19 protein-coding genes are annotated in these 25,070 nt (G+C 61.2%); 18 read left to right on the top strand and 1 reads right to left on the bottom strand.

The annotated features are described in order from the left end of the window. Positions 1–215 precede the first annotated feature (215 nt). Positions 216–596: a fe2+ zn2+ uptake regulation protein gene (locus BMY45_RS12350; RefSeq protein WP_092397900.1), complete on the top strand. Its 381-nt coding sequence runs from the start codon at positions 216–218 to the stop codon at positions 594–596. 9 nt (positions 597–605) lie between these two features. On the opposite strand, the gene BMY45_RS12345 is transcribed toward BMY45_RS12350, so the two are convergent. Continuing rightward, positions 606–794, bottom strand: coding sequence for a hypothetical protein (locus BMY45_RS12345; RefSeq protein ID WP_047226561.1), 189 nt, complete (start codon positions 792–794; stop codon positions 606–608). A 309-nt stretch (positions 795–1,103) separates the two neighbouring features. Between BMY45_RS12345 and BMY45_RS12340 the strand changes: the two genes are divergently transcribed. From BMY45_RS12340 to BMY45_RS12260, 17 genes are all read left to right on the top strand, one after another. Continuing rightward, a complete protein-coding gene (locus BMY45_RS12340) occupies positions 1,104–2,339 on the top strand; it encodes an MdfA family multidrug efflux MFS transporter (RefSeq protein WP_092398570.1) in 1,236 nt (411 codons plus the stop codon). Between the two features lie 26 nt (positions 2,340–2,365). Next, entirely contained in the window at positions 2,366–3,493 is a 1,128-nt protein-coding gene (locus BMY45_RS12335; protein ID WP_092397898.1) for a LuxE/PaaK family acyltransferase, read from the top strand. A gap of 1 nt (position 3,494) precedes the next feature. Continuing rightward, positions 3,495–5,906 (top strand): acyl-CoA reductase, encoded by a 2,412-nt coding sequence (locus BMY45_RS12330; RefSeq protein ID WP_092397896.1) that lies wholly within the window; start codon positions 3,495–3,497, stop codon positions 5,904–5,906. Between the two features lie 53 nt (positions 5,907–5,959). After that, entirely contained in the window at positions 5,960–7,234 is a 1,275-nt protein-coding gene (locus tag BMY45_RS12325) for a phenylacetate--CoA ligase family protein (RefSeq protein ID WP_092397894.1), read from the top strand. Further along, on the top strand, positions 7,231–8,175 hold the full coding sequence (locus tag BMY45_RS12320; protein ID WP_092397892.1) for a GNAT family N-acetyltransferase: 945 nt from the start codon (positions 7,231–7,233) through the stop codon (positions 8,173–8,175). Before BMY45_RS12325 ends, BMY45_RS12320 begins: the two co-directional genes overlap by 4 nt. Positions 8,176–8,384: 209 nt before the next feature. After that, entirely contained in the window at positions 8,385–8,831 is a 447-nt protein-coding gene (locus BMY45_RS12315) for a DUF411 domain-containing protein (protein WP_092397890.1), read from the top strand. After that, complete coding sequence (locus BMY45_RS12310) at positions 8,831–9,265, top strand: YqaA family protein (protein WP_092397888.1); 435 nt, start codon at positions 8,831–8,833, stop codon at positions 9,263–9,265. Before BMY45_RS12315 ends, BMY45_RS12310 begins: the two co-directional genes overlap by 1 nt. An 86-nt stretch (positions 9,266–9,351) precedes the next feature. Next, positions 9,352–10,383 carry an alpha/beta fold hydrolase gene (locus tag BMY45_RS12305; protein ID WP_092397886.1) on the top strand — a complete coding sequence of 344 codons (1,032 nt, stop codon included), beginning with the start codon at positions 9,352–9,354 and terminating at the stop codon, positions 10,381–10,383. Positions 10,384–10,394: 11 nt separating this feature from the next. Further along, positions 10,395–11,360, top strand: a complete 966-nt coding sequence (locus tag BMY45_RS12300; RefSeq protein WP_092397884.1) for a D-2-hydroxyacid dehydrogenase family protein — start codon at positions 10,395–10,397, stop codon at positions 11,358–11,360. 558 nt (positions 11,361–11,918) lie between these two features. Further along, positions 11,919–13,490, top strand: a complete 1,572-nt coding sequence (glgA, locus tag BMY45_RS12295) for a glycogen synthase GlgA (RefSeq protein ID WP_092397882.1) — start codon at positions 11,919–11,921, stop codon at positions 13,488–13,490. 7 nt (positions 13,491–13,497) lie between these two features. Continuing rightward, positions 13,498–15,300, top strand: a complete 1,803-nt coding sequence (gene treZ, locus BMY45_RS12290) for a malto-oligosyltrehalose trehalohydrolase (protein WP_092397880.1) — start codon at positions 13,498–13,500, stop codon at positions 15,298–15,300. Further along, the gene (gene malQ / locus BMY45_RS12285; RefSeq protein WP_092397878.1) at positions 15,297–17,375 is read left to right on the top strand and encodes a 4-alpha-glucanotransferase; all 2,079 of its coding nucleotides are present in this window, start codon (positions 15,297–15,299) and stop codon (positions 17,373–17,375) included. The genes treZ and malQ overlap by 4 nt, the downstream gene beginning before the upstream one ends. Next, entirely contained in the window at positions 17,372–20,158 is a 2,787-nt protein-coding gene (locus BMY45_RS12280; protein WP_092397876.1) for a malto-oligosyltrehalose synthase, read from the top strand. The genes malQ and BMY45_RS12280 overlap by 4 nt, the downstream gene beginning before the upstream one ends. 20 nt (positions 20,159–20,178) lie before the next feature. Next, positions 20,179–20,523, top strand: coding sequence for a DUF2934 domain-containing protein (locus tag BMY45_RS12275; protein ID WP_092397874.1), 345 nt, complete (start codon positions 20,179–20,181; stop codon positions 20,521–20,523). A gap of 209 nt (positions 20,524–20,732) precedes the next feature. Further along, positions 20,733–22,892, top strand: a complete 2,160-nt coding sequence (glgX, locus tag BMY45_RS12270) for a glycogen debranching protein GlgX (protein ID WP_092397872.1) — start codon at positions 20,733–20,735, stop codon at positions 22,890–22,892. Between the two features lie 248 nt (positions 22,893–23,140). Continuing rightward, complete coding sequence (locus BMY45_RS12265) at positions 23,141–23,905, top strand: PIG-L deacetylase family protein (protein ID WP_092397870.1); 765 nt, start codon at positions 23,141–23,143, stop codon at positions 23,903–23,905. 240 nt (positions 23,906–24,145) lie between these two features. After that, on the top strand, positions 24,146–24,946 hold the full coding sequence (locus BMY45_RS12260; RefSeq protein ID WP_092397868.1) for an endonuclease/exonuclease/phosphatase family protein: 801 nt from the start codon (positions 24,146–24,148) through the stop codon (positions 24,944–24,946). The last annotated feature ends 124 nt before the right edge of the window (positions 24,947–25,070 follow it).

Raw genomic sequence — 25,070 nt, 5'->3', positions numbered from 1 at the left:
GAATTCACATACCGCGTGCCTGAGCGGAATGTGCCTCCCTTGAAAACGAATCGGATGAAAAAAAATTAATGGCCTTGCACCGCCTGACTACGGGCGTTTGGTCGCATCCGAACAAATTTTTCAGCTTTTCGCCTTCATGATTGGCCGCGTTCGTTCGTCCTATTACAGGAGAGTATCCGTGACCTTTTCTGATCAGGCTGGTAAGGAGTTTTTGCATGCATGACGCGCGTCAGCCCATGGAGGGCAAGCCCAGGTCGACCGGCGTTCCGGCGACAGCCACCCACAACCTGTTCGACAGGCCGGCAGAACGAGGGTGCAATGAGCACATCAGGCTTTTGCTCAAGAGCTTCGGCCTCAGGACCAGCCTGATTCGCCTCAAGGTCATCGATGCATTGCTCAAGGCCGCCGATGAAAATCGCAGCCTGGGTGTGCGGGGCGTGCACAGTCAACTGCTGGGGTTGGACATTCCATTGTCCTTTCTCAGCGTGCGCGAGGTGTTGAAGCGCCTGTGCAGCGAGGGTGTCGTCACCCTTAACCCCGATAAGACCTACAGCCTGCACCGCAAGGCCATGCACGTGCTCCAGGGCGGGGAGTGACGCCTGCGCTCAGGGCTTGACCTTGCGTCGCATCACGCCGTTGATCACGACCACGATGACCGCGACGGCAATCGCGATGTATTGAAACAGCTGCTCGCTGATCATGCCGTTGTTCTGCATCCAGGTCAGTCCCAGCATGATCGCCAGAACCACGAGGACCACCAGAATCGAGTATTTCAAACGTTGCGATTGAGTCATTGCCAATTTCCTGAATGTATCCGCTCTGTATCCCAGTGCTTGCCAGCCCCAATGCAGTGTTTTGGAGATGGCGGGCAGCAGACGGGGTCTCATGGTACAGCCGAAGGGGCGTACTCATGCAACCGACGCCCATCAGATTAATTACCTGCATCACCACAAAAGTCTGCGCCTATCGGACTTTTTTCTTACAGATTTAACTCACATTTCTGCCACAAACACAGGGGAAGACTTCTTTCGGCCCTGAATTTAACCAACGTATTCTCGAATAAGAGGCGCTTACCTCCTTACTGAAAATCAACGTTGGAAATCATGCAAAACTTGCTGGCAACTCTTTCGCCAATACGATTGACAGGTTTTTGCCTGGCTATCGCTCTTTTCGAACTATTGACTTACCTGGCCAGCGACCTGGTTATGCCGGCCATGCTCGCGGTGACCCAGGAACTGGATGCACCCGCGGATCAAATCCCCCACGCCTTCAATCTGTATCTCTTGGGCGGTGTTCTGCTGCCGTGGCTGATCGGTCCGTTATCGGATCGCTATGGGCGTCGTGCATTCATGCTCGCCGGTTGTGCCGGTTTTGTCCTGGCTTGCGCGGCGATCACCCTGGTCACCCACATGCAGGGATTCAACGGGCTTCGTTTGATCCAAGGTATGGGGTTGGGTTTCGTGATCGCGGTCAGCTACCCGGCCATACAGGAAGTATTCAACGAGTCGGACGCCGTGAAGGTCATGGCGTTGCTGGGCAATCTCGCCCTCCTCTCGCCCTTGCTGGGGCCGCTGCTGGGTGGCTTGCTGCTGCAATGGCTGTCCTGGCGCGAGCTGTTCCTGCTGCTGGCGGGCCTTGGGGCCGTGAGCTGGCTGGCCTTATGGACATTCATGCCCCCAAACCACGGTCTGGCGCATTGCGGCCCCCGGCAACCGGCCCTGGAGCCGTTCGAGCTGCGCACACTCATCAGGCGCTATGGCGCGCTGCTGGGCCATCGCGGCTTCATGGCCGCGTGCGTGGCGCTGGGGTTGATGAGCCTGCCCCTGATTGCCTGGATCGGTCTGTCCCCACTGCTGCTGATCCAGGACCAGGGCCTGTCGCCCTTGGTGTACGGCCTGTGGCAAATCCCAGTGTTCTCGGGCGTGATCCTTGGCAATCTCCTGCTCAATCGCCTGGTGGAGCGAGTGGGCGTGTACGGGGTATTGCGCTACAGCCTGTGGCCCTTGTCTACCGGCCTCATTGCACTGGTGATCGCCAGCCCGTTCAACCTTGGCGTACCCGCGCTGGTCAGCGGCCTGGCGCTCTACGCCCTGGGGCTCGGCATGGGCAACGCAACCTTGTATCGATTGGCGCTGTTCACCAGCGACGACAGCAAAGGGCTGGTCTCGGCCATGGTCGGGATGATTTCCATCGCGGTGATGAGCACAGCCGGCTCGCTGCTCGCGCTACTGGGCGCCGGAACGAGCCTGAACGCCTTTGCCTTGATGGTCGGCATCGCCGGGCTCAGTTGCCTGGTGGCGCTGCGTGTGTTTCTGCCGCAACAGACCGCTCACGTCTGAAATCCCCTCCCTGAGGAACGTTACCCATGATTCATTTTCCCCACGCCGATGCGCTGTGTGCATTGGCGCAGCCTTACGATCCCGATTCGGTACCTGCCGGTCTATTTGATCGGGCCATGGCCCAAATCAGCCTGTTCCATTGCCACCACACCCCTGGCTACGAACACTGGCTCAACGCCAACGGCCTGGCGGTCGAGGATCTGGAGCATTTGACTGACTGGTCGCGCTTGCCGCCCATCTACGCCAATTACTTCAAACAGCGCTTGTTGCTCAGCCCCACCGGCGAGAACGCGCTGGAGCTGACGTCCTCCGGCACCAGTGGCCAGAAAAGCCGCATGCGCTACGACGAGCGCAGCATGGCTGCGGCCCAGGGCATGGTGGCGCGCATCTTTGAACACTACGGCTGGTTCACGCCGGATTCGCCCTGCAACTACCTGCTGTTCAGCCACGAGCCGGAACCGGTCAATCGCGTCGGCACCGCTCATACGGATCAGTTCTTGCGCAGCTTCGCACCGGCCAATCGGATTTTTCATGCGCTGCGGCGCACCGGAAAAGGTCATGAGTTCGATGTCTTTGGCGCGATCCGGGCCCTTCAGGAGTTCGCCGAAGAGGGCCTGCCTGTGAGGATCTTCGGCTTCCCGGCGCTGCTGTGTCATGCGCTTGAGCGCATGCGCGAGACCGCAACGCCAAACCTCAAGCTTGCTCCCGACTCCCTGGTATTTCTGGGAGGCGGTTGGAAAAAACAGGCCGCCCAAGAGATCCCCCGCCACGAGGTCTATGAACACATCACCCGGCAACTGGGCATTGAGGCGCACCGCTGCCGCGACGGTTACGGTGCCGTCGAGCACGCAGTGCCGTACATCGAATGTGCGCACCACAGGTTTCATGTGCCGGTCTATTCGAAAGCTTTCATACGTCACCCCTCGAACTTCAGCGTCCAGCCCTTCGGCAAGGCGGGATTGTTGTCATTCGTCTCGCCTTACATCTCTTCCAGTCCCGCCCATGCCGTGGTGATGAGCGACCTGGCGACCCTGCATCCAGCCAACTGTGAGTGCGGCCTGAACACCCAATGGTTCGAACTGCACGGTCGGGCCGGCACCAGTGCCAGCCGAAGCTGCGCCATGGCCGCTTCCGAATTGATCAAAGAGAATTGATATGTATCTTATCAACGGCCAACTGCACGCTGATCTGCCACTCGACGCAGCCCTTGAACGCCTGCAAACGCAACTGCCTGGTCTTCTGGACGTACCGCCCCCCAGCGATAGCGTGCTTGAGTGTGCGCAGGCGTTCGCACAAATGCTGCGGGCCCCAGAGCAAACTCCGTTCCTGGACGACGGCCAGCGCCAGGCATTGATCGCCTTCTGCGAACGCAAGCATTTGAGTCGCAAACTCGAACGGGAGCTGGGGGCGGACGCGCGCTCGCTACGCCGAATCGACTATAGCGATGGCCCTTTCGAAAGCTGGCAACCCCTGGGGTTGGTGGTGCATGTCACCCCCGGCAATTCACCGCTGCTGGGGTTCTTCGCCGCACTGGAAAGCTTGCTGGCGGGCAACGTCAACTGGCTGCGACCCAGCACGCGCGATGCAGACCTGACGGCGCGGGTGCTGGCGGCGTTCCTCGATTGTGATCCAAGCGGCCAGTTGCGCGATTACGTTGCGGTACTGCCAGTGCTCCACCACGAGTGCCGGCGTCTCTTCGCGCTGGCCCAGGGCGTCAGCGCCTGGGGTGGCGAGACCGCACTCAAGGCCATGCGTGATCAGCTTCCGAGCGGCTGCCGCTGGATCGACTGGGGACATCGCATCAGTTTCGCCTATGTCACGCCGCAAGCCGCCAACGAGCAGGCGCTGGACAGCCTGGTGGATGAGGTCTGCCGCCTCGATCAGCAAGCCTGTTCCAGCCCCCAGTGGCTGTTGGTGGACAGCGACGAGCCGGCTCAGATGCAAGCACTGGGCAACGCCCTGGCTGGCGCATTTGAACGACGCACCGGACAATGGCCGGCGCTGCAAACCAGTGCAGCCGAAGCGTGCGAGATCACCACCCGCACGGCACTTGCCCGACTTGACCACAGCTTTGCAGAACAAACCGGCCAGATTTGGGAAGGCCACGGCTGGCGCATTATTTGGGAACATCACCGCGACCTGTTGCCATCGCCACTGTTTCGCACGCTTATATTACGACCGGTGCCCCATGGGCTGATCACCGAAACCCTACTGCCTTGGCGAAACGTGTTGCAGAGCTGCGCGCTGATCTGTGAACCGCAACGGGCGCCTGAACTTGCACGTCGCGTATTAGCCGCCGGCGTGACCCGCATCTCGGCAACCGCAGACATCCAGCAAGGCTACGAGGGCGAGCCTCACGACGGTGTCTACGCGCTGCAACGATTGAGTCGTCGGGTATCGGTCGGTCTTGAACCTGAGGTCGCCAGTCATCGTGTGACACTGGACGCCCCGCCGACAACGCCCCCCATTTCACCCTCGACGCCGATCATGGACAAAGCGGCATTCCTGGCGCTGCCTGCCGCACCCCAGGCCCAGTTGTTCTTCCGCTCAGGGGGTAGCAGCGGCGCACCGGTGCTGTCGCCCTACAGCCACCGCGACTTTGATCGCCACATGCGGGCCGCCGCCGACGGACTACGCGCGGCCGGTCTGGATCCGGCGAAGGATCGGGTGATGAATCTGTTTTATGGCGGCAACCTCTACGGCGGCTTCTTCAGTTTCTCGAAAATACTCGAGCACATGAGCGCCGTGCATTACCCCATGGGCGCGACGTCAGATGCGGACTTTGAAGAGATCGCACGAATGATCGTCGCTCACAAGATCAATACCCTGGTGGGCATGCCAAGTACCTTGCAGCGCCTGTTTTCCAGCCAGCGAGAAACCCTTCAAGGCTACGGCGGCGTGCGCAAAGTCATGCTGGGCGGCGAGCACCTGGGGCCAGGCTGCCGTCAGTTGCTTGAGGACTGCGGCGTCACGAGTATTCGCTCAGCCATCTATGGCAGCGTCGACGCGGGCCCCCTTGGCCATGCCTGCACTGTCGGCGGCGAGGGTGTTTTCCATCTCATGGAGGACATTCAACACTTGGAGATCGTCCAGTTGGACCAGGACGCTCCGGTCGCGCCGGGGGAAACCGGACGGCTGCTGTTTACTTCTCGCCGACGCCAAGCGCAGCCCCTTCACCGCTATGAAGTCGGTGATTGCGGGCGCTGGCTCACCGCTCCCTGCCCCTGTGGTCTGGAGTCACCCCGGTTCGAGTTGCGCCAGCGCCATGGCGCCCTGGTACGCATCGTGACGTACCTAATCAATACCCACGAGTTGGCCGAACAGGCACAAGCAGCCATTCAAATCGTGCTTGATTACCACAGCAGCGGCTGCGAACGCCTACTGATTCGCGCCGATGGCGACGCACCAACCGTTCGGCGCCAGGTCATGGACCTTGAACTGCTGTCCACGCTGGTGGAGTCCGAAATGCTTGTACTGGACGTGCAATCCTGTCCGGCGGCGAGTTTCGAACATAACAAACACAGCGGCAAAGTCCCGCTGGTGATTGACCGCAGACTCACTGCTTGATTGTTTTTTCCGTGTAATTGAACAAGCGGACGTTAGAGTCCGAGAGAACCCTGATGAGCACCTCTTTACCATTCGAACAATGGCTCGCCCATATTCGTAAGCATTCAACGTTCTATCGCAAATCTTTACGGCATTTACCCGCGCAGAACTGCACGTTGGAGGATGTCCCCATTGTCGACGTCGCCGACTATTGGGCCGGCAGTCATGACCTGGACAATTGGGACGTGCTGACCGGCAAAGTCGAAGACGCGCTGATCTACAAAACCGGCGGTACGACCAGCCAGGGAAAACTGTCGGTATACACCCACGCCGAATGGCAGCGGATGCTCGACTGCTTCGGTCAGAGCCTGTCAGCACAACTGATGGCTGGCGATCGAATCGCCAACCTGTTTTTTTCCGGAGACCTGTATGCCAGTTTCCTGTTCATTCATGGCGCCCTTGGCAAAGTCGATGTAGCCATCACCGAATTCCCGTTCACCGGGGCAGTGGATCTCGACGTGCTGACCGAGGCCGTGACCGGCCACCGCATCAATGTGCTGGCGGGTGTGCCTGCGCACCTGCTGGCGTTCGCCGACCACTTGGATCAACAGGGGCGGACGCTGCCCGGCATCACCACCGTACTGTTCGGCGGGGAAAACCTGTTCGACAGTCAGTTGCCAGCGTTGCAGCGCGCCTTCCCCCAGGCACGCTTCGCCTCCATCGGCTATGCCAGCGTCGACGCCGGGCTGGTGGGCGCCAGCGCACCGGACTGCGACCTGGGCGAGCACCGCGTGTTCGGCGAACAGATACGGGTAGAGATCATCGATGAACTGAGCGGTGAGGTCATCCAGGCATGCGATCGACCCGGCACTCTGGTGGTGACCAACCTCACCCGAACCCTGATGCCCATCGTGCGCTATCCGGTGGGCGATCGAGCGTGCTGGCGCGAGCCGGTTGGAACCCTGCGACGCAAGTTCGCGCTTCAGGGCCGCAGCGCGAAAAGCCAGCGAGTGCGGGTCGGCGTTTTCTCGCTGTTTTCGCAGGAAATCAGCGACATCATCCGCAGCATTGGCGGTGATCTTCAATGGCAATTGATCATCGAGCACGTGCAGAACAACGACCGCGTGTTGCTCAAATGGGTGCCTGGTGAGCAAACGCAGGCATGCCAGTCACTCTCCAGCACATTGAAAGCCGCCTTGACCAAACAGTATCCGGGTATCGATCAACTCGACCTGCACGTCCAGGCCTGCGGCCTGCAAGCGTTGGAACGCCATCCACGCTCCGGCAAGCACCTGTCGATCATCGACCGCCGCGCCTATGCTCCGCTGGAAGCGAGGCACGCCGGATGAGCAGCGTGGTCATCCGACCGTTCAGGCCCACGGATGGCGTCGGAACCAGCGAATTGTTCCGCCGGGTTTACGGCGATCACTATGTCTCGCCAGACGTCTACCTGCCACATATGATTGGCCTGCACAACCTGCTGAACCGTTGGCACTCCATGGTCGCCGTGGAGAATGACCGCGTGGTCGGCCATGCCGCATTGTGTCGGCAAACGGCCGAGGGTGAAGACGCGGAACTGGCCCTGATCGCGGTGGACCCTGCGGTGCAGGGCGGCCAGATTGCGACGCGCCTGGGGCAGAAGTTACTCGACAGCTGCCAGGACCTCGGGCTTGCCAGGCTGTCGATCAAGCAAGTCACCAGCCATTGCTACAGCCAACGCCTGGCACAACGCCTGGGGTTCCATGACACCGGGCTGCTGCCTGACCATGTGCCCTCACCTTTCGCCACGGTCCACGCCGAAACCATCGTAGTCGGCAGCCAGGTGGTCAGCGGCCATCGCCGCCCGCTGCCGCACCTTAAGTGGCCGGTGGCATGCCAATGGCTGACGCAACCCTTGGCATCGCTGTTTGGTACCTCGCTCGAGGCGCCTTTGCCTTCGGTACAGCCTTTTCAAATCCAACAACTGCCCGGAAGAATCGACATTGTGGCCGGGTACATAGGCCTTCGCCTGGCCGGGCAACTGCTGCGCCTGCCGGCCCATTGGTCGCTTTCAGTACGACTCGGACTGCGTCAGCAATTTGCCGACGATTACCAACGATTGATGGACGCCGGATTCATTTTCACCGGGATCATGCCTGCCGAAGGCAACCCCGGCTGGCAGGCGCTGTTTCACCGGGGCGCCCTGGATCGCCCGCTCACCTTGCACTCGGAACCGATGCAACGGCTCCACGAACAAGTGCAAGCCCAAGGGCACCTCTGGAGATGCGCTCAAGCAGGTTCGGCGGCTTGAAAACGGGAGCAGGGACGCTCAACACATCTCCGAGGTTCTCGACAGGATGGCTCGCACACAGGGCTCAGCGCAGCCTGATGAGTTTGCACCGGACTTCGAATCACTGCCCCCAACCTGACAATTCTGTAATCCCCCCCTCAGCCCACTGTCAGCGCACGCTGGCTACTCTGTTATCCTCCTCCCAAACTGTTCGACACGAGACTGTCCCTATGGCCAACCCCCTGCACCTGCTTGCCCTGAGCGCGCTTTTTGTCACCACCCTGGCCCAGGCCGCCGAACCGATCACCATTGACGTACACCGCGATGCCAATTGCGGTTGCTGTAAAAAATGGATTTCGCATCTGCAAGAAAACGGCTTCAAGGTCAACGACCATGTTGAAACCGACATGGGTTCAGTCAAACAGCGCCTGGGTGTGGCGCCAAACCTGCGCTCCTGCCACACCGCCCAGATCAATGGCAAATTCGTTGAGGGGCATGTGCCGGCCGACCAGGTCCTGGCGTTGAGCCAACGGGACGACCTGCTCGGTGTGGCCGCGCCTGGCATGCCCATGGGTTCGCCCGGTATGGAAACGGACGGCAGGAGTGATGCGTATCAGGTGATTGGCCTGAAAAACGACGGGACTCAAACCGTGGTGGCGGATTACCCGGCCCACTGATGGGCGAGGCTTACATCGGCTTGTTCCTGGCGGCATTCGGTGCCGCCACCTTGTTACCGCTGCAATCCGAAGCACTGCTGGTTGGGCTGTTGCTCAGCGAACGCTATGAAGCCTGGCTGTTGCTGGGAGTCGCCACCGTGGGCAACGTACTGGGCTCGCTGGTGAACTGGTGGCTGGGCACACGCCTGGAGCAGTTCAAGGATCGGCGCTGGTTTCCGGTCAGTCCGGCCCATCTGGACAAGGCCCGCGTGCATTACCAGCGTTATGGGCGCTGGTCGCTGCTGCTCAGTTGGATGCCCATCATCGGCGATCCACTGACCTTGGTGGCGGGGGTGATGGGGGAGCCGTGGCGGCGCTTTATGTTGATCGTGACCCTGGCCAAAGGGCTGCGTTATGGCGCACTCGCCCTCGCGACCCTGGGCTGGATGGGTTGAACGTTCGCGTCTTTGGGTTGCCTGTGGTTAATGTCGCCATAATCGGGCCACGCCAGGATCGGCCGGATGCCCAAAGGAGATTGCCCATGTCGCGTTCCACTGCTCGCTGGTTGCCCAGCCTGTTTCTGACGGCCGCCCTGCCGCTGCTCGCCCAGGCGGAAAACCCGCCTGAAGGCCCGGCCTATGGCCCGGAACTCCAAGGCTTCGAATACCCCTACACACTCAAGCACTTCCCCCTTCAGTCCCAGGGCCAATCATTGCAAATGGGCTACATGGACGTGCCGGCCCAGGGCGAGGTCAATGGTCGCACCGTGGTCCTGATGCACGGCAAGAACTTTTGCGCCGCCACCTGGGGCGGCTCGATCAAGACCCTCAGCGAGGCCGGTTACCGGGTCATCGCCCCGGACCAGATCGGTTTCTGCACGTCCAGCAAGCCCGCTTATTACCAGTACAGCTTCCACCAACTGGCAACCAACACCCAGGCCCTGCTCAAGGCCCTTGGGGTGCAGAAAAGCATTGTGCTCGGCCACTCCACCGGCGGCATGCTCGCCACCCGTTACGCCCTGCAGTTTCCCGATCAGGTCGAGCGGCTGGCGATGGTCAACCCCATAGGCCTGGAGGACTGGAAAGCCCTCGGCGTGCCCTACCGTACCGTGGACCAGTGGTACGAGCGCGAACTGAAACTCAGCGCCGACGGTATCCGCAACTACGAGCGCAAAACCTACTACGGTGGCCGCTGGAAACCGGAGTTCGAGCGCTGGGTGGACATGCTCGCCGGGCTGAACAAGGGGCCGGGGCACACGCAAGTCGCGTGGAATTCGGCGCTGATCTACGACATGATCTTCACCCAGCCGGTCTACTACGAATTCAAGGACCTGAAGGTACCGACGCTGCTGCTGATCGGCACATCCGACACCACCGCCATCGGCAGCGACATCGCGCCGCCGGCCGTGAAAGCCAAACTGGGTCGGTATGAAGTGCTGGGCAAGCAGGTCGCTCAATTGATTCCCCAGTCGACTCTGGTGGAGTTCGCCCATCTGGGGCATGCCCCACAGATGGAAGAGCCGGACCGGTTCCACCAGGCCTTGCTGGGCTGGCTGAACAAACCCATTCCCTGACGAGGTGTTCCATGGCGGTGCAAATAGCAGTCATCGATGATTGGCAGGACGTAGCGCGGGACGTGGTGGACTGGTCGGTGCTCGATAGCATCGGCCAGGTGACATTTATTCATGAGTACCCTGCCGAGCGCGACACGCTCGCCGCGCGCCTGCACCGCTTCGAAGTGATCTGCGTGATGCGTGAACGTACGCTCTTCGACGAAGGCCTGCTGCGCCGCCTGCCCAACCTCAAGCTGTTGCTCACCGGCGGCATGCGCAATGCCGCCCTGGACCTCAAGACAGCCGCCGAACTGGGTATCCAGGTATGCGGCACCGAAAGCTACAAACACGCCGCCCCCGAACTGACCTGGGCGCTGATCATGGCCCTGACCCGCAACCTGGTGCAGGAAGCCAATGCCTTGCGCGCCGGGCTATGGCAGCAAGGCTTGGGCGGCGACCTGCATGGCAAGACCCTGGCGATCCTCGGCCTGGGCAGCATCGGCACACGGGTAGCTCAGTTCGGTCAGGTCTTCGGCATGCGGGTGATCGCCTGGAGCCAGAACCTCACCGCCGAACGGGCCGCAGAAGTGGGTGTGACCTACGTGAGTAAACAGGAACTGTTCGAACAGGCGGACATTCTCTCGGTGCATCTGGTACTCAGCGAGCGCTCCCGCGGTTTGGTGGACGCCCAGGCGCTGGGCTGGATGAAACCCCAGGCGCTGTTGGTCAATACCGCACGCGGTCCAATCGTCGATGAAGCCGCCCTGATCGACGCCCTGCGCGCCAAACGCCTGGCCGGTGCCGCCCTGGACGTCTTCGCCGAGGAACCCTTGCCATCCGACCACCCGTTCCGATCCCTGGAAAATGTACTGGCCACACCGCACGTGGGTTACGTCACCCGGCACAATTATCAGAAGTTCTATTCCTTGATGATCGAAGACTTGCAAGCCTGGGCGGCCGGCAAACCGATCCGCCTGTTGACCCCCACTGGCGACTGACACGTACTAAGTGGGAGCAAGCCTGCTCCCACAGAAACAGCGCATTTCAGGGCCAATAATGGCCACTAAAACGCCTCTATTCCACCCGCCCCCTGATGGTGCGTCGCGCCATGGCATCGCGCACGCCGATGAAACACCCCCTTTTCCCATACACCCATTACGTTTCCAGAAACTGCACTTCGTCGGTGCGTATCCCCCTTTGTCGTGTAAGACATTGCCGCCAATAAAGCTGATTGTCGGACAATTCGACGAAGCGCGCCGCACCGCTCTAGGTTCTGACCTAGACTGCCCAACCGGGGAGAAAACCGACCGGTCGTCCAGACGAAAAAAAGTGGAAACTTTTCGCAACGGCGACAGGTCAGGTTAGAGGTAGGGCAACAACGGCTGGTGCAGTCCTTGCAAGTCCTTGAAGCAGCCCCTTCACCTGATTCGCTTAACCGCATTGGGCAGCGCTTTGCTTACCTTGCGTAGCGCTTGTGCGCCTGGCCGCAGGATTCGGCCAATGAAACAACAGCTCTGGCGCTTGCCGGAAACAGATCGAGAAAATGGGAGAAAGTTATGATCAGTGCTGCCTTGGAACCACAGCAAGTCCGTTCTCAACTTCCGCCGGCGACTGACTCGCCGACGGCACCGGTGCTGGCCACCGGCGGCAAGGCACTGCTCCCGGTCGTCAGGCAGAACCCCAATCGCAAGAAGGTATTGTTCGTCACTTCGGAAATTGCCGACCTGGTCAAAACCGGCGGCCTGGGCGACGTTTCTTCCGCCCTGCCCCGGGCCATGGCCGGCCTGCATGACGTACGGGTGCTGATCCCCGGTTACCCGCAGGTGATGAACAGCGGCAACCCGATCCACATCATCGGCGAACTGGGCGGCCACGCCGCGCTGCCGCCCTGCAAGATCGGGCGCATGGACATGGCCGACGGCCTGGTGATCTACGTACTGATCTGTCCGGAACTCTTTGCCCGCGAAGGCTCACCCTACGGGGCCAACAACGGTCGCGACTGGCCCGACAACCACATTCGCTTCGCCCGGCTGGGCCTGGCCGCGGCTGATATCGCCGCCAACCTCGCCCAAATCCACTGGTGCCCCGATCTGGTCCACGCCCATGACTGGCCGGCCGGTCTGGCGCCGGCCTACATGCACTGGCGTGGGCAACGCACGCCGACCCTGTTCACCATCCACAACCTGGCATACCAGGGCGTGGTGAGCCTGGCCTCCTGCCCGGAGCTGGGTATCCCGGAGCACGCGTTGCAACAGGAAGGCATGGAGTTCTACGGCAAGTTGTCGTTCCTCAAGGCCGGCATGGCGTACTCCAGCCATATCACCACGGTCAGCGCCACCTACGCCCAGGAAATCACCACCCCGGCATTCGGCTGCGGGCTCGACGGTTTTCTCGCGGCCAAAACCCAGCAAGGCCTGCTCAGCGGCATTCCCAACGGCATCGACGAGAGTTGGGACGCGGCCACCGATACGCACTTGTTCCGCCAGTTCGCCATGGGGGACTGGGAAGGCAAAGCCGTGAATGCGGCTCATGTGCGCGACCTGTTCGGTCTCGACGACTCCAGCGGCCCGCTGTTCGCCGTGGTGTCGCGCCTGGTGTACCAGAAAGGCCTGGACCTGACCGAAGCTGTCGCCGAGTTCATCGTCGAATCCGGTGGCCAGATCGCGATCATTGGTCGCGGCGAACCCGAAGAAGAGCAAGCCATGCGTGAACTGGCGCTGCGTTTTCCCGGACGAATCGGTGTACGCATCGGCTTCAACGAAACCGACGCGCGGCGGATGTTCGCCGGCAGCGACTTTCTGCTAATGCCTTCGCGCTACGAGCCCTGCGGCTTGAGCCAGATGTACGCCCAGCGCTTCGGCTCGCTGCCGGTGGCACGCAATACCGGCGGGCTGGCGGACACCATCGAAGACGGCATCACCGGCTTTCTGTTCGATGAGTCCACGGTTGAGAGCTACAAACAGGCCTTGAGCCGGGCCTTCAAGGTCTTCGAGTTCCCGGACCTGCTCAACGCCATGCGCTGCCGGGCCATGTCAGCGCCATTCAACTGGTGCAAGGCCGTGGAACCCTACGCCGAACTCTATGAACAGCTAGTGGCCAAGTCACTGGGTAAATCGGCCAGACAATGAGGTAACAATGCCGTCAAGGACGCCTGAAACCTGGACCCATGGCGCGGTCATGCTCGATGCCGAGCACACACGCTTCGCCCTCTGGGCCCCGGATGCTTTTTTTGTGAGTGTCGAACTCGACACTGGAGATTCAATCCCGCTACTGCCCCAAGCCGATGGCTGGTTCATGATCCAGACCCGCTGTCCCGCCGGCACCCGCTATCGCTACAACATCGACGGAGAACTGGAGGTCCCCGACCCGGCGTCCCGCGCCCAGGCCGGTGACATTGACCGCCACAGCGTGGTGGTCGACCCTCATGCTTATTCATGGCGCCATACCCACTGGTCCGGGCGCCCCTGGCACGAAGCCGTGATCTATGAGTTGCACGTCGGCGCCCTCGGTGGTTTCCAAGGCGTCGAACAGCACCTGGCGCGCCTGGCTGGATTAGGGGTGACCGCCATCGAACTGATGCCGCTGTCGCAGTTTCCCGGGGACCGTAACTGGGGCTACGACGGTGTCCTGCCCTACGCTCCCCAGGCCTCCTACGGCACGCCCGAACAGCTCAAGCATTTGATCGACAGCGCCCATGGCCACGGGCTGGCGGTGATTGTGGATGTGGTTTACAACCATTTCGGCCCCGACGGCAATTATCTGCACCGGTACGCAAAAGGCTTCTTCCGCGAAGACAAGCACACCCCCTGGGGCGCGGCAATTGACTTCCGGCGCCGCGAGGTGCGGGACTTCTTTATCGACAATGCGCTGATGTGGCTGCTGGAATACCGTTTCGATGGCCTGCGCCTGGACGCCGTGCATGCGATCGAAGATCCGGATTTTCTCCAGGAGCTGGCCGCCAGGGTGCGCGAACAGATAGATCCGGTTCGACATGTCTGGTTGACCGTGGAAAACGAACACAACCAGGCCAGCCTGCTGGAGCACGGCTATGACGCGCAATGGAACGATGACGGGCACAACGCCTTGCACGTACTGCTGACCGGCGAAACCGACGCCTATTATGCTGACTATGCCGAAGAGCCGACGGAACAATTGGCCCGCTGCCTCAGCCAGGGGTTTGTCTTCCAGGGCCATATCAACCGCCACGGCGAATCCCGGGGTGAACCCAGCGGCCACCTGCCGCCCAGCGCTTTCGTGCTGTTTCTGCAGAATCACGACCAGATTGGCAACCGGGCACTGGGTGAACGCCTGCACCAACTGGCCTCGCCTCAGGCCCTGCAAGCGGCGACGGTCTTGTTGCTGTTGTCGCCGATGATTCCGCTTCTGTTCATGGGCGATGAAGTCGCCGCCCGGCAACCCTTCCTGTTTTTCACCAGCCATCACGGCGAGCTGGCGGAGCTGGTGCGTGAAGGTCGGCGCAACGAGTTCAAGGCGTTCAGTGCCTTTGCCGATCCCGAAAAGCGTGAGCGCATCCCGGACCCTAACGCGGCCGATACCTTCGAGGTGTCACGGCCTGATCTGGAGGCGCAGCACGCTGAGCAACAGGCCAGTGAAACACTCTATCGACAACTGCTGAAAATCCGCCGTGAAGCGATCGTCCCGCGCTTGCCCGGCGCCCAGGCCTTGGGCGCCGAAGTGCTGGGCCATGGCGCAGTCAGCGCACGCTGGCGCATGGGCGACGGCAGCGTTTTGCGCATTGACCTGAACCTCAGCGATCAACCGGTCAAGCATACCGCTCAAGAAGAGGCCGAGATTCTTTTCGAACATCCGCAGCACGCCATGGGTCTGTTGCAGCAGGGGGCCCTGGCGCCCTACAGCGCGCTGGTCAGTCTGACGCAAGCGGCAAACTTGCCCAATATCACTGGAGAGCGCCTATGAGCGATGCGCAACTGGAAATTCTCGCCGGCCGAGCGGGCCTGGCGGTGGACTGGATCGACGCCAACGGCCGGGCGCAAAAAGTCTCGCCCGCCGTCTTGCGTTCAGTCCTCATCGGTCTGGGCCATCCAGCCGGGACCGCCCAGGAAATCGACGCCAGCCTGCTGCAATTGCAGCAGGATCAACAGAATCATCAATTACCACCGCTGATCACCGCCGATGTCGGCGCCAGCGTGGATCTGAGCCGCTACTTCGAAGCCGCCACGCCCTGCGAAATCCAGCTCGAGGATGGCGCCACACTGAACCTGAACCTCGACGCCGACGCCAGGCTGCCGGGGATGGTCCCGGTGGGTTACCAGCACGTCAGCATCCAGGACCAGCATTTCACCCTGGCGGTCGCGCCAGCACATTGCTATAGCGTGGCCGATGCCGTGGATGATCCGACGCCCCGCGCTTGGGGCCTGAGCGCGCAGTTATATGCGCTGCGCCGCCCCGGCGACGGAGGTTTCGGTGACACCCAGGCCCTGGAAGAGCTGGTACGGGTCGCCGGCGAGCGCGGTGCCGACGCCCTGGCGATCAGCCCGATGCACGCGATGTTCAGCAGTGACACCGGTCGTTACAGCCCCTATTCACCATCCAGCCGGCTCTTTCTCAACAGTCTCTATGCCGCGCCGGGCACCGTTCTCGGCGAACGCGCGCTGCGCGCGGCCATTGACGCCACCGGCCTGACCAACCAACTGCGCAACCTGGAAGAACAACCGCTGGTGGATTGGCCCGTGGCGGCCCAGGCCAAGCAGAAAGTCCTGCGCGCCCTGTACGACGGCTTCAGCCAGGGCGAGCACCCATTGCATGAGGATTTCAGCAGTTTCCGCCACACCAGCGGCGAACCCCTGGAGAATCATTGCCGCTTCGAAGCCCTGCAGGCCGAACGTGCGGCTCGGGGAGAAAGCCTGGACTGGCGCCACTGGCCTGAAGAATGGCGCAACCCGCGGAGTTCGACGCTGGCGCATTTTGCTGAGGAGAACGCCGACGAAATCGGCTTCTACGCGTTTTGCCAGTGGCTGATTACCCGCTGCCTGGAGCGCGTCCAGAGCGCGGCTAAATCCAGCGGCATGGGCATTGGCCTGATCGCTGACCTGGCCGTAGGCGCCGATGGTGGAGGCAGCCAGGCCTGGAGTCGGCAGGATGAACTGCTCGCCTCGTTGACCGTGGGCGCACCGCCGGACATCCTCAACCGCTCCGGCCAAGGCTGGGGCATCTCGGCATTCTCGCCGGAGGGGTTGGTACGCAATGGTTTTCGCGCGTTCATTGAGATGCTGCGGGCCAACTTCGCCCACGCCGGCGGCTTGCGCATCGATCATGTGATGGGCTTGCAACGCCTGTGGGTGATCCCCAACGACGCCCCGCCCAGCGATGGTGCCTACCTTTATTATCCGGTGGACGACCTGCTGCGCCTGCTGGCCCTTGAATCCCATCGCCATCAGGCCATCGTACTGGGCGAAGACCTCGGCACCGTGCCCGAGGGTCTTCGCGAGAAGCTCAGCGCTCGGTCGATCCTCGGCATGCGCGTGCTGTTGTTCGAGCAGGACAATACCCACTTCAAGCCCATCCTCGACTGGCCGGACAATGCCCTGGCCACGACCAGCACCCATGACTTGCCGACCCTCAATGGCTGGTGGCACGGCCATGATATCGACTGGAACGCCCGGCTGGACCTGATCGACTCCCACACCGAGATGGACTGGCGCAAACACCGCGCACGTGAACGCGAAGGCCTGAGTAAAGTGTTGAATCAGGACCCGCAGAACTTTCGTGAAGAACACCAGGATACCGACGAGATACTCGACGCCAGTGTGCGTTTCCTCGGCCACACCCGTGCGCCGCTGGTGTTGCTGCCGCTCGAAGACGCCCTGGGCATCGACGAGCAGGCCAATCTGCCTGGCACCACCGATACCCACCCCAACTGGCGGCGTCGCCTGGCGTGTGACAGCCAGGCGCTGCTGGATGACCCGAACGCCGCCCGGCGTCTGGAAGTACTCGCCTGCGCAAGGCTTCAGGCGAACGAGCGTGACCGATGAATCAGACGTTGATCCAACCATTGCGGGCGACCCTTCGCCTGCAGTTTCATAAAGGCTTCACCCTGGACGATGCCATCCCCCAGGTGCCGTACTTCGCGTCATTGGGCATCAGCCATATTTATGCCTCGCCACTGCTCAAAGCCCGCGCCGGCTCCATGCACGGCTACGATGTGGTCGATCCGACCCAGGTGAACCCGGAACTGGGCGGTGAAGCCGCGCTTCGACGCCTGGTCGCCACCCTGCGTGAGCACCGGATGGGTTTGATCCTCGATGTCGTGTCCAACCACATGGCCGTCGGCGGCAATGACAATCCCTGGTGGCAGGACCTGCTGGAATGGGGACGCTTGAGCCCCTTCGGCGAGTTTTTCGATATCCAGTGGCATTCTCCCGACCCCTTGATGGAAGGCCAACTGTTGCTGCCATTTTTAGGCAGCGACTACGGAGTGGCCTTGCAGGAAGGCACGCTCACGTTACGCTTCGATGCCACGCAAGGCAGCTTCCTGGCCGAGCATTACGAGCATCACTTCCCTATCTGCCCCATGCAGTACGGCGAATTACTCAAACCTGCCGAAACGCTGCCATCCGAACAGGCCGAATCCCTCAGGGCGTTGGCCGAGCGTTTTACCACGCTGAACTACCAGACTGACGCCCATACCCTGGCCCGACCGCTGCAGCAGCAATTGCAAGAGTTGGTCTGCCAGCCGGGTATCCAGGCCACCATTGAAGAGAACTTGCGCACCTACGACTCCCGGCAACCCGAGGGATTCGAGCGTCTGCATCAATTGCTGGAGCGCCAGAGTTACCGGCTCGCCAGTTGGCGCACGGCGGCGGACGACATCAACTGGCGGCGCTTTTTCGACGTCAATGAGCTGGGTGGCCTACGGGTCGAGCGCCCAGCCGTGTTCGAAGCTACCCACGCCAAAATTTTCGAATTGATCGCCGAAGGACTGGTGGACGGCTTGCGGATCGACCACATCGACGGTCTGGCCGATCCTCGCGGCTACTGCCGCAAATTGCGCAGGCGTCTTGATTCGCTTTCACCCTCGCGGCACCTGCCCATTTTCATTGAAAAAATTCTCGGCGATGGCGAGAGCCTGCGTCAGGACTGGAACATCGACGGCAGTACCGGTTATGAGTTCATGAACCAGATCTCGTTGCTGCAACATGACCCGGCCGGTGCCGAGCCCCTTGCCGAGTTCTGGAGTCGACACAGCGAGCGACCGGCGCACTTCATCGAAGAAGCCCGTCTGGCCCGTCAACAGATTCTCAATGGTTCCCTGGCCGGAGACTTCGAAAGCGTCGCCCAGGCCTTGTTGCAAGTCGCGCGGGACGACGTGATGACCCGTGACCTGACCCTCGGCGCCATTCGCCGCGCGTTACAGGAACTGATCGTGCACTTCCCGGTGTACCGCACCTACATCAACCCGCTGGGCCGTTGTGGCGAAGACGATGTGTTTTTCCGTCAAGCCCTGGAAGGCGCCCGACAAACCCTCAGCGAAGCCGACTGGCCGGTGCTCGACTACCTGGCCGACTGGCTCGGCGGCATGCGCTGGCGGGATCGCCCGCGGGGCAGTCAGCGCAAACGGCTGCGCCATGCTTGCGTGCGCTTCCAGCAACTGACCTCGCCCGCCGCCGCCAAAGCCGTGGAAGATACGGCGCTTTATCGTTCGGCAGTGCTGCTGTCACGCAATGACGTGGGCTACAACACCGAACGGTTCAGCGCCCCGCCGCAAGCGTTTCATGACGCCTGCCTCGAGCGACTGGAGCACTTCCCTGACAACCTGATGACCACCGCCACCCATGACCATAAGCGCGGCGAAGACACCAGGGCGCGGCTGGCGGTCATCAGCGAACGAGCTGATTGGTACATGGCGTGCGTAGACCAATGGCGCATTCTTGCGCCCTCGCTGCACAGCGACCCCGCCGCTCCTTCAGCCGGTGATGAATTGATTCTGTACCAGGCACTACTGGGAAGTTGGCCGCTAGACCTGGATGTGCACGACCACACGGCACTGGCCGACTACAACGAGCGCATGTGGCAATGGCAACGCAAGGCTTTGCGCGAAGCCAAGTTGCAAAGCAGTTGGTCGGCCGTCAACGACGCTTATGAGCAGGCGACCCAGCTCTTCCTGGAACGGCTGTTGCTCGGTGATGAGGGGCTGCCCCTGCGCAATGCCCTCGCCGAGGCGGTCCAGGTCATCGCCCCGGCGGGCGCCCTCAACAGTTTGGCGCAAACCTTGCTGCGCATGACTGTCCCTGGTGTACCGGACCTGTACCAGGGTAATGAGTTCTGGGATTTCAGCCTGGTGGATCCGGACAACCGCCGCCCGGTGGATTTCCTGGCGCGCCGCGAGGCGATGCAAACACCAGGCACCCCGGCGGAACTGGTAGGCACCTGGCGCGATGGCAGGATCAAACAAGCGTTGATCGCCAGGACACTGGCCGTGCGCACCGAACACCTGCCACTGTTCCAGCAAGGTCGCTATCAGCCACTGCAAGTGGTTGGCGCTCAGGCCGAACGGGTCCTGGCCTTTATGCGTGAGCATGAGCAACAACGGGCAATCATAGTGGTACCGATCCATGCAGCCAGCCTGCTGGAAAACGGTGCCGTGCCACTGGTGGCTGCATCGGACTGGGGCGACACCCGCGTATCACTACCGTTTGCCCGTGGGGATGAAAAACTGAAGGGACTTTTTTCCAGCGCGGCAGTCACACCCCAAAGGGAGCTGATGGTCAGCGACGCACTGGGGGATTTCCCGGTCAATGTCTTTATCCAAACTTGAGTTCAGTCAGGAGCACTGCGATGAGTACCGACGATAAACGCATTCGTGAATTCGCCTATCAGATCTGGGAGTCCGAGGGTAAGCCCGCCGGGCAGGAAAAACGCCACTGGGAGATGGCCCGCAAACTTGCCGAAGCCGAAGCCCTGGCACCGAGCAAGCCCGCCAAAGCGGCCGGCAAACCAGCGGTCAGCAAGACGGATGGCCTGAAGTCTGGCGCGGCCAAGAGCAGCGCCGCCACCAAGACCGCCACGAAAAGCACCACGCCCAAGGCCAAGCCTGCGGCCAAACCTGCCGCGGTCAGCTCCGCAGCGGAAAAACCTGTGGAGAAAAAGCCACGAGCGGCGCGCAAGCCGCCGGCTAACTGATCCATTCCTGACATCCGCCTCAAGGGCATGCGCCCCCGTTCTGACAAGGGCGCGTGCTGACGCCACACCGGGCCGACGCCTGGATGCGCGGTGTCCATCAATGGTGCCGCTAGGCGGCACAGCGGGAGCAAGCTGCCTCGCCACAGTGAAACGAATAGATTTTAAGTGAACAGCATTGCCGTATCTGTCTGTCTTTTGCAGGAGCAACTATGACCCATCCAAAAAACACTACGCCGCCGCCCGTTATCGAGGCTTCGCGGATTCGTGAAGGGCTGCCTTTCCCGCTGGGTGCGACGTGGGATGGCCTGGGGGTCAATTTCGCGCTGTTCTCAGCGAACGCCACCAAGGTTGAACTGTGTATTTTCGATGATACCGGCGAAGTCGAGCTCGAGCGTATCGAGCTGCCGGAGTACACCGACGAGATTTACCACGGCTATCTGCCTGACGCCCACCCGGGGATGATCTATGGCTACCGGGTCTATGGCGCTTACGACCCGGAGAATGGCCACCGCTTCAACCCCAACAAACTGCTGATCGACCCCTACGCCAAGCAATTGGTCGGCCAGTTGAAGTGGTCCGAGGCACTGTTTGGCTACACCATCGGCCACCCGGATGGCGACCTGAGTTTCGATGAACGCGACAGCGCGCCCTTCGTACCCAAATGCAAAGTCATCGACCCGGCCCATACCTGGGGCAACGACCAGCGCGTCAGTGTGCCGTGGGACAAGACCATCCTGTATGAAACCCATGTTCGCGGCATCAGCATGCGTCACCCCTCGGTGCCGGAAAACCTGCGAGGCACCTTCGCCGGATTGATGGTGGACGATGTGCTCGAGCACATCCGCAAGCTGGGTGTTTCATCGGTGGAGCTGCTGCCCGTCCACGCGTTCGTCAATGACCAGCACCTGTTGCACAAGGGCATGACCAACTACTGGGGCTACAACAGCATTGCCTTCTTCGCCCCAGACCCGCGTTACCTGGCCAGCGGCAAAATCGCCGAATTCAAGGAGATGGTTGCGCACCTGCACGAGGCCAACCTGGAAGTCATCCTCGACGTGGTCTACAACCACACCGCTGAAGGCAACGAGCAAGGCCCTACCCTGTCCATGCGCGGCATCGACAATGCCTCGTACTACCGGCTGATGCCGGATGACAAACGCTACTACATCAACGATTCCGGCACGGGCAACACCTTGGACCTGAGTCACCCGTGCGTGCTGCAGATGGTCACCGACTCCCTGCGCTACTGGGCCACGGAAATGCATGTCGACGGGTTCCGTTTCGACCTGGCGACTATTCTGGGTCGATACCACGATGGCTTCGACGAGCGCCACAGCTTCCTCGTCGCCTGTCGCCAGGACCCGGTGTTGCGCCAAGTGAAAATGATCGCCGAGCCGTGGGATTGCGGCCCTGGTGGTTATCAGGTCGGTGGGTTCCCGCCAGGCTGGGTGGAGTGGAACGACAAGTTCCGCGACACGGTGCGCGCATTCTGGAAAGGCGACGACGGCCAACTCGCCGACTTTGCCAGCCGCATGACGGCCTCCGGCGAGATGTTCAACCAGCGCGGTCGTCGCCCATACGCCTCGGTGAACTTCGTAACGGCCCACGACGGTTTTACCCTGCACGACCTGGTGTCGTACAACGACAAACACAATGAAGCCAACGACGAAAACAATCAGGACGGCAGCAACAACAACCTGTCCTGGAACCATGGCGTCGAAGGCCCGACAGACGATCCTGAGATCAATGAACTGCGTCAGCGGCAAATGCGCAACTTCTTTGCGACCTTGCTGTTGGCCCAGGGCACGCCGATGATCGTCGCTGGCGATGAGTTCGCCCGGACCCAGCACGGCAACAACAACGCCTATTGCCAGGACAGCGAGATCGGCTGGGTCAATTGGGACCTGAGCGAGGATGGCGAGGCGCTGCTCAAGTTCGTCAAGCGCCTGATCAAACTGCGCCTGACCTACCCGATCCTGCGGCGCGGGCGGTTCCTGGTGGGCAATTACAACGAAGACCTGGGCGTCAAGGATGTCACCTGGCTGGCCCCCGATGGCAGCGAGATGACCACCGAACAATGGCACGACGGCCACGGTCGGTGCCTGGGCATGCTGATGGACGGGCGCGCGCAGGAAACCGGTATTCGTCGCAAGGGTGGCAACGCGACCCTGCTTCTGGTGGTCAATGCCCATCACGACATCGTCAACTTCCGCCTGCCGGAAGTGCCCGAAGGCAGTTTCTGGACATGCATGGTCGACACTAACCAGCCGAAGGTGCGTGGCCAGGAGCGTTTCGATTTTGACTACGAATATTCCGTCACCGGCCGCTCGCTGTTGTTGTTCGAGTTGCAGCGTGAGGAGGAGGAATGAACCTTCGATAACCGGGTTAAAAAAACACAACCGCAGGGACGCGGTTGTTCACCCGCTCAGTCTCCGCGCAGAAAAACAGCATTCGCAACAACATGGGGCGCGACGAATCGCCCAACATGATCAATACTTGTCGAGCGGTAGATTCCAGGATCGGAACATCGCAGCTCGCAGTCAGGCCCTGGTGGGCACCACCAGGCAATCGGCCCGATGCATGGCTGAAAGATTGAACACAAACAGGGACGTCTCTCATGAAACTCGCTTCTCGCTTGCCAGGTCGACAGCATCCGCAAATATGGAACAGCGCCCCCCAGCTGGCCGACATTCCCATTATCAGTACCCAGACCCTCACTCCCGCTGGCGCACGCGCCGTGATCCTTGCTCCGCATCCGGGTGATGAGGTCGGCGCCTGTGGCGGTCTGCTCCAGTTGCTGAGCAATCTGGGTCATCCCATCTTGCTGATCTCGGTCACCGACGGCAGCATCAGCCATCCCGGCTCACCGCTGTGGACCGATGAGCGCCAGCATGCCTACCGCCCCCATCCCCAGGAAAGCGTGGACGCCCTGCATCGCCTGGGGGTGTCGGCCCGTGGCATGCAATGGGTGCGCGGTGGTTTCCCGGAAAAAACCCTCGCCGAACATGAGGCCCAACTGAGCGCTTTCATCGCTCGGTACTTGAAGCCCGGAGACGTTGTGTTCAGTACCTGGCGCAAGGATGGTGACAGCGACCATGATGCCGTTGGCCGCGCCGGAGCCCTGGCCGCCGAAAGCATCGCGGCCGTGTTCATTGAGTTGCCGGTGTGGGCCTGGCACTGGCCGCTCCGTGAGCAAAACAAAATCCCTTGGCACCGGGCCCGCAAGCTGCGCCTGGATATCTGGACCACCGCCCGCAAACGCCACGCCATGCACGCCTATGCCAGCCAGCTCAACGGCGAACCCGCCAACGGCATCGCACCGCTGGTGCCACGGGTGATTCTCGATCGCATGGGTTTGCCTTATGAGATTGTGTTCATCTGACCACCGCGCCGTTGTGGGCTTGCTCACGAAAACGGCGGCACATGCAACGTCTTCTGTGGGAGCAAAGCTTGCTCGCGATAGCGGTCAGTCAGTTTGCATCAATGTTGAATGAACCTCAGTCATCGCGAGCAAGCGGTGCTCCCACAGTGGCGAGGTGGTTGACTCGGCAACGGGAAAAATCCGGAACTGCGCCAGCCCCCAAAAGTCGCATGAACAGGTACGTCTGATTCAGGAGTGAACGTGACTGGCGATCCCAACCGGCATGCCGCCGAATCAACGCCTTTGGACACGCCCGCAGCGGTCCATCGGCTACGGGTTCTGACGGTCAATACCCACAAGGGTTTTACCGCCCTCAACCGTCGTTTCATACTGCCCGAGCTGCGTGAAGCGGTACGCAGCACCGGTGCCGATCTGGTGTTCCTGCAGGAAGTGCTGGGCGAACACGACCGCCACGCTTCGCGCTACGAGAACTGGCCGCAAATGTCCCAGTACGAATTCCTCGCCGACAGCATGTGGAGCGATTTTGCATACGGTCGTAACGCGGTGTATCCCGATGGCCATCATGGCAATGCATTGCTGTCCAAATACCCGATCCGTGAGTTTCGTAACCTCGACGTTTCCATCACCGGTCCCGAGCGACGCGGGCTGCTGCATTGCGTGCTGGACGTTCCGGGTCATGCCGAAGTCCACGGCATCTGCGTGCACCTGAGCCTTCTGGAAAGCCATCGCCAGTTGCAGCTCAAGTTGCTCTGCCAACTGCTGGATTCGTTGCCCGAAGACGCCCCGGTGATCATCGCCGGTGATTTCAACGATTGGCAGTTGCGCGGCAATACTGCCCTCGCCCGTCGCCAATACCTGCACGAAGCCTTCGAGCACCACCACGGTCGTCCGGCGCGGACCTACCCGGCCCGTTTCCCTCTCCTGCGCCTGGACCGCATTTACCTGCGCAACGCCACCAGCCATGCCCCGCAGATCCTGGGCAACAAACCCTGGACACACCTGAGCGATCACCTGCCGCTTTGCGTGGAGGTGCATTTGTGACGCTGATGCTGCGCAACATCTGGCGTACCGGGAGTCGGTGAACCAGAGGGGTTGAAACGGTTGCTTGACGTCAATTCACTGATCTTAATAAACGAAAAAAATCAGTTATTTATTGGCACTGATT

Origin of the sequence: Pseudomonas sp. NFACC39-1 (assembly GCF_900110355.1) — a bacterium.
In the GTDB taxonomy this organism is placed as follows: domain Bacteria; phylum Pseudomonadota; class Gammaproteobacteria; order Pseudomonadales; family Pseudomonadaceae; genus Aquipseudomonas; species Aquipseudomonas tehranensis.
Note: the sequence above shows the minus strand (reverse complement) of the source record. Positions and strands in the feature narration are given on the sequence as shown.

Excerpts from the sequence above, each read along its gene's own strand:
- BMY45_RS12335 (WP_092397898.1), top strand. The coding sequence starts at position 2,366 with ATGATTCATTTTCCCCACGCCGATGCGCTGTGTGCATTGGCGCAGCCT.
- BMY45_RS12300 (WP_092397884.1), top strand. The coding sequence starts at position 10,395 with ATGGCGGTGCAAATAGCAGTCATCGATGATTGGCAGGACGTAGCGCGG.
- BMY45_RS12265 (WP_092397870.1), top strand. The coding sequence starts at position 23,141 with ATGAAACTCGCTTCTCGCTTGCCAGGTCGACAGCATCCGCAAATATGG.
- malQ (WP_092397878.1), top strand. The coding sequence starts at position 15,297 with ATGAGCGATGCGCAACTGGAAATTCTCGCCGGCCGAGCGGGCCTGGCG.
- BMY45_RS12280 (WP_092397876.1), top strand. The coding sequence starts at position 17,372 with ATGAATCAGACGTTGATCCAACCATTGCGGGCGACCCTTCGCCTGCAG.
- BMY45_RS12340 (WP_092398570.1), top strand. The coding sequence starts at position 1,104 with ATGCAAAACTTGCTGGCAACTCTTTCGCCAATACGATTGACAGGTTTT.
- BMY45_RS12320 (WP_092397892.1), top strand. The coding sequence starts at position 7,231 with ATGAGCAGCGTGGTCATCCGACCGTTCAGGCCCACGGATGGCGTCGGA.
- BMY45_RS12275 (WP_092397874.1), top strand. The coding sequence starts at position 20,179 with ATGAGTACCGACGATAAACGCATTCGTGAATTCGCCTATCAGATCTGG.
- BMY45_RS12350 (WP_092397900.1), top strand. The coding sequence starts at position 216 with ATGCATGACGCGCGTCAGCCCATGGAGGGCAAGCCCAGGTCGACCGGC.
- BMY45_RS12310 (WP_092397888.1), top strand. The coding sequence starts at position 8,831 with ATGGGCGAGGCTTACATCGGCTTGTTCCTGGCGGCATTCGGTGCCGCC.
- BMY45_RS12315 (WP_092397890.1), top strand. The coding sequence starts at position 8,385 with ATGGCCAACCCCCTGCACCTGCTTGCCCTGAGCGCGCTTTTTGTCACC.
- BMY45_RS12330 (WP_092397896.1), top strand. The coding sequence starts at position 3,495 with ATGTATCTTATCAACGGCCAACTGCACGCTGATCTGCCACTCGACGCA.
- treZ (WP_092397880.1), top strand. The coding sequence starts at position 13,498 with ATGCCGTCAAGGACGCCTGAAACCTGGACCCATGGCGCGGTCATGCTC.
- glgA (WP_092397882.1), top strand. The coding sequence starts at position 11,919 with ATGATCAGTGCTGCCTTGGAACCACAGCAAGTCCGTTCTCAACTTCCG.
- glgX (WP_092397872.1), top strand. The coding sequence starts at position 20,733 with ATGACCCATCCAAAAAACACTACGCCGCCGCCCGTTATCGAGGCTTCG.
- BMY45_RS12325 (WP_092397894.1), top strand. The coding sequence starts at position 5,960 with ATGAGCACCTCTTTACCATTCGAACAATGGCTCGCCCATATTCGTAAG.
- BMY45_RS12345 (WP_047226561.1), bottom strand. The coding sequence starts at position 794 with ATGACTCAATCGCAACGTTTGAAATACTCGATTCTGGTGGTCCTCGTG.
- BMY45_RS12305 (WP_092397886.1), top strand. The coding sequence starts at position 9,352 with ATGTCGCGTTCCACTGCTCGCTGGTTGCCCAGCCTGTTTCTGACGGCC.